This is a genomic window from Phytoactinopolyspora endophytica (assembly GCF_004138495.1).
Lineage (GTDB): Bacteria > Actinomycetota > Actinomycetes > Jiangellales > Jiangellaceae > Phytoactinopolyspora > Phytoactinopolyspora endophytica.
Window position 1 is genome coordinate 61880 of record NZ_ML142858.1, and the last position, 3854, is coordinate 65733.

Annotated in this window: 3 protein-coding genes; 1 reads left to right on the forward strand and 2 read right to left on the reverse strand. The window is 68.4% G+C overall.

The genetic code is table 11. The features are described 5' to 3' along the window. Positions 1-89: 89 nt before the first annotated feature. A complete protein-coding gene (locus ELR45_RS19345; protein ID WP_129667839.1) occupies positions 90-1352 on the reverse strand; it encodes an ABC transporter substrate-binding protein in 1263 nt (420 codons plus the stop codon). A 308-nt stretch (positions 1353-1660) separates the two neighbouring features. Between ELR45_RS19345 and ELR45_RS19350 the strand changes: the two genes are divergently transcribed. Then, entirely contained in the window at positions 1661-2860 is a 1200-nt protein-coding gene (locus tag ELR45_RS19350; RefSeq protein ID WP_129667840.1) for an ROK family transcriptional regulator, read from the forward strand. Between the two features lie 22 nt (positions 2861-2882). On the opposite strand, the gene ELR45_RS41070 is transcribed toward ELR45_RS19350, so the two are convergent. Continuing rightward, positions 2883-3854, reverse strand: a 972-nt coding sequence (locus ELR45_RS41070) for a M81 family metallopeptidase (RefSeq protein WP_240759881.1), incomplete at its 5' end; no start/stop codon positions are given.

Below are 3854 nucleotides of genomic sequence, written 5' to 3' on the forward strand. Positions count from 1 at the left end.
GTGCGTTCCTGCGGCGAGGTGCTCGCACGGTCAGCATCAGCACTCCTTCTGCCTGACGGCGGCAAACGCCCGAGACCTCGAGATCAACGTCAGTTGCCGAACTGCTGCTGGACCTGGTCGAGCATGTCGCCCATTTCTGCCTGGCCGCTGTACACGCTCACCAGCTGAGGCTGGATCGCGGTGTTGACCTGGTCCCAGTCCGAGGTCGAACGCTGCCCCTCGACGTCGGCGAACGCTGCATCGAACGCGGCCTGGACGTCGTCGCGAACCTCGTCGTCGAGAGATTCGAAGTACAGCGGCTGGGACTCCGCGCGTGCCGGATAGCTGCGGCCCGAGGAGGCCATGGCGTCCTGCGCGTCCTTGCCGACCAGCGAGCCGAGCACCTCGAGGGCGGCGTCCTTGTCCTCGCAGCTGTCGGCGATTCCGTAACCGGAGCCGAGCACGAGCGCCGTACTGCCATGGTCACCGGCGGGCAGGTTGGTCATGCCGGCCGCGAAGCCCGAATCGTTGTTGAGGTACGTCACGGCGTTCCAGGTGCCGTCGACCGCCATCGCCACATTGCCCGCGGAGTACTCGGTCTCTCCCCAACCGGTCTCGGATGCGGACGGCGCCGGGGCGGCGGCCTCCTGCTCGGTGACGAGGCCCGCATACCAGGTGGCGGCGTCGACGAAGTCGGGATCGGTCAGCGCCAGGTTGCCGTCCTCGTCGACCGGTTGCTTGCCGGCCATGGCGATCGGGAAGGACATCCATTGGAACTCCGCCATCCCGATGCCGAAGCCCTTGTGCGCGTCTGTGGTGGTCGCCTCCGCGGCCGTCTCGAAGTCGTCGAAGGTCCACCCGTGCTGCGGCTCGTCGGCGCCGGTCTCGGCGAACATGTCCTTGTTGTAGTAGACGAGCATGGTGGCGACGTCGAAGGGAACCCCGTACAGCTCACCGTCGTAGGTCATGACGTCGAGTGCGCCATCGGCGAAGTCGTCCTCGGAGAGCCCGGCCTTCTCCAGGTCCTCCGGGGTGAGGGGCATGAACGCCTCGGCGTAGGTGGAGAGCCGCTGGCCGTTCATCGATGTCACGCAGGCGACGTTCCCGGCGGACAGGTTCGTGGTCAGCTTGGTGAAGTAGTCGTTCCACGGCGCCGTCTGCAGCTCGATGTCGATGTCCGGGTTCTCCGCCTGGACGATCTCCAGCGTCTCGTCGAGGAATGCGGTGTCTTCCTCGCCGCCTGCCCACATGTCCCAGACAATCGTCGACGTGCCGCCGCTTCCAGCGTCGCCTCCACCGTCGTCGGAGCCGCATGCGGTGAGCACCAGGGCGGCGACGGCGGCGGCCGTGACCGTTGTCTTCGTGACCCTCATAATCGCAGTCCTTCCGGTCGATTCCCGCTGAAAGCGGTGATGTGTGACGAGGCCGGCGGTCTGGTGTCCCGGCCCTGGCGGGCCGAGACGATGGTCTCCCAGGTCGCTGGCTGGGCATGCTGTGTACTGTATGGGTAACTTAGGTCGGTAGTACACCACAACATCGGAACAATCGAACAAAGCTGTCGAATTAAGTTATCGACCCGTGACCTTGTGTCGAAGATGTTGCCAGGTAGTTGCCGATCAACACGGTTTCGGTCATCATTGGCCGCAGCTACTTAATTCGAGATCGAAGGAAAGAACTCGATATGGCCTCCGACAGTGCACCAGCCACCTCCGGCGCGGTGAACGCAGGACCGGGACCGCGAGACGATCGAGCCCTGGCGTCGCGGATCGTCGCACTCATCTCCGCGGGCGACGCCACGTCCCGTGCCGACCTGGCCAGGTCGCTCGGTGTCTCGCCCTCCACGGTCTCGTTGCATGTGCAGGGACTCATCGACACCGGAGTGATCGACGAGGGCGGCAGCGGCGACTCACGTGGCGGACGCAAGCCGCGGCTGCTGCGGATCCGCGACGAGGGCGGCTACGTGCTGGTCGCGGACCTCGGCGGCACACACGTCCGTATCGCGGTGATCTCCCTGGCCAGTGAGGTCCGTGCGGTCCGGGAGATCGCCGTCGACGTCGCTGACGGTCCGGAGACGGCCCTCGACATGGTGATCGCCGAGTGGGCGGACCTGGCCGAACCGTGGGCCGCGACGGGCCGGTTGCGCGGCGTCGCGCTGGGCTTGCCCGGCCCGGTGGACGTCGACGCCGGGCGGGTCGAGCTTCCGGCCCGGATGCCGGGCTGGCACCACTTCGCGGTCGGGGACTACGTCGCCGAGCGGCTCGGGGTGCCAGTACTGCTCGACAACGACGTGAACCTGATGGCCATGGGCGAGCACTTCGCCCACCAGCCGCCGATCGAGCATAGTGTGACGGTCAAGGCCGGCACCGCCATCGGCAGTGGTCTCATCACGTCCGGGCGGCTGCACCGTGGAGCCACGGGCGCGGCCGGTGACATTACACACTCGCGGGTCTCCGCCGCCGGTTCCACGCCCTGCTCGTGCGGCAAGCTCGGCTGCCTGGAGACCATCGCCTCGGGGGCCGCCATCGTCCGCCGCCTGCGCGAACGCGGCGTCGACGTCCATTCGACCGCCGACGTCGTCCGGCGGACCCGGGACGCGGAGCCTGAGGTCACATCGATGGTGCGGGAGGCCGGCGGGCACCTGGGAGAGGTTCTGTGCACCGTGGTGAACTTCGTCAACCCGGACGCGGTCTTCCTGGGCGGCGCACTGTCCACTCTGGAGCCGTTCGTCGCCATGGTGCGCAGTCAGCTGTACGACGGGTGCCACCCACTGATCACGCGCAAGCTCATCATCGCCCGCGCCACGACGGGTGCGGAGGCTGGCGTGACAGGTGCGGGGCGGCTCATCCTCCAGCACGTTCTGTCCGAGCGGGCCGCCGGGTAGGGTCCCGGCGGGTGGTCGCTCGTCAGGGTGTGCGGTTGGGATCGCCGCGGCGGCGGAGGACGGGGCGCAGATCGGGGTCGGGCATGTCGGGATCGAACGGGAACATCGGTCGCTCGATTCGCTCGTGGCCGAGCCGGAGCAGATCCTGGTCGACGCCGCCGGGTGTCAGGGCGAGTCGCCAGTCCGCTGCCATCTCGTACAGCTCCGGCTCCAGGTAGCCGATCTTCACGACGACGATGTCCGCGTCGTTCGGGTCGAGGCCTAGGCCGGTGAAGTCGGAGACGAGGTGGTACGGCTTGCGGCGCTCGGTGATGATCGCGTGCACGGCGCCACTGCGGATCACGACCACCGTGCCGGCGATCGGATCGCCCGGGGTGATGGAGACGACCTCGCCGGTGATCGGGACCGGCCCGCGCGGACGGCCGTCGACGCGGCCGCCCACCTCGAGGTCGACGTGCGCGCCGACGCCGGCACGGACTGCTTCGGCGACGGCGTCCGGATCGAAGATCGAAGCGTGGATGACGGTTCGCGACGGATCGCGGAGCTCGGGCCTGGCGAGCAGCTCGCCGAGGGTCCACGACACGTCGCCGGCACCGCCCGCGGTGGGGTTGTCCCCGGAGTCGGAGATGACGAACGGGGTGCCCGCCGTACGCTCGCGTCTGAGCGCGATGTCCACGCACTCGGTAAGCGTGCCGGTGGGTGCGACGAATGCGAAGTCGCGGCGCGCGTCCCAGACGGCGCGGGCGAGCTCGGCGGCCCGCGCCTCGATGAGGCCCACGTCGTCGCCGGTCACGACGACCGTCGCCTGGCAGCGGGGTTCGTCCGCCCACGCGTAGCCGATCCAGATTCCAGCGTCGAGCACGCCGTCGAGAGCCTCGATCTCGGGGACGCGACTGTACAGGCTCTTCGCAGGGTCGAGGCGGGTGCTCGTCTTCTCACCGGGCAGCAGCACAGGGACCGGAACCCAGGCTTGCCAGGGTCGACGAGCGTGCGG

Excerpts from the sequence above, each read along its gene's own strand:
- ELR45_RS19345 (WP_129667839.1), bottom strand. The coding sequence starts at position 1,352 with ATGAGGGTCACGAAGACAACGGTCACGGCCGCCGCCGTCGCCGCCCTG.
- ELR45_RS19350 (WP_129667840.1), top strand. The coding sequence starts at position 1,661 with ATGGCCTCCGACAGTGCACCAGCCACCTCCGGCGCGGTGAACGCAGGA.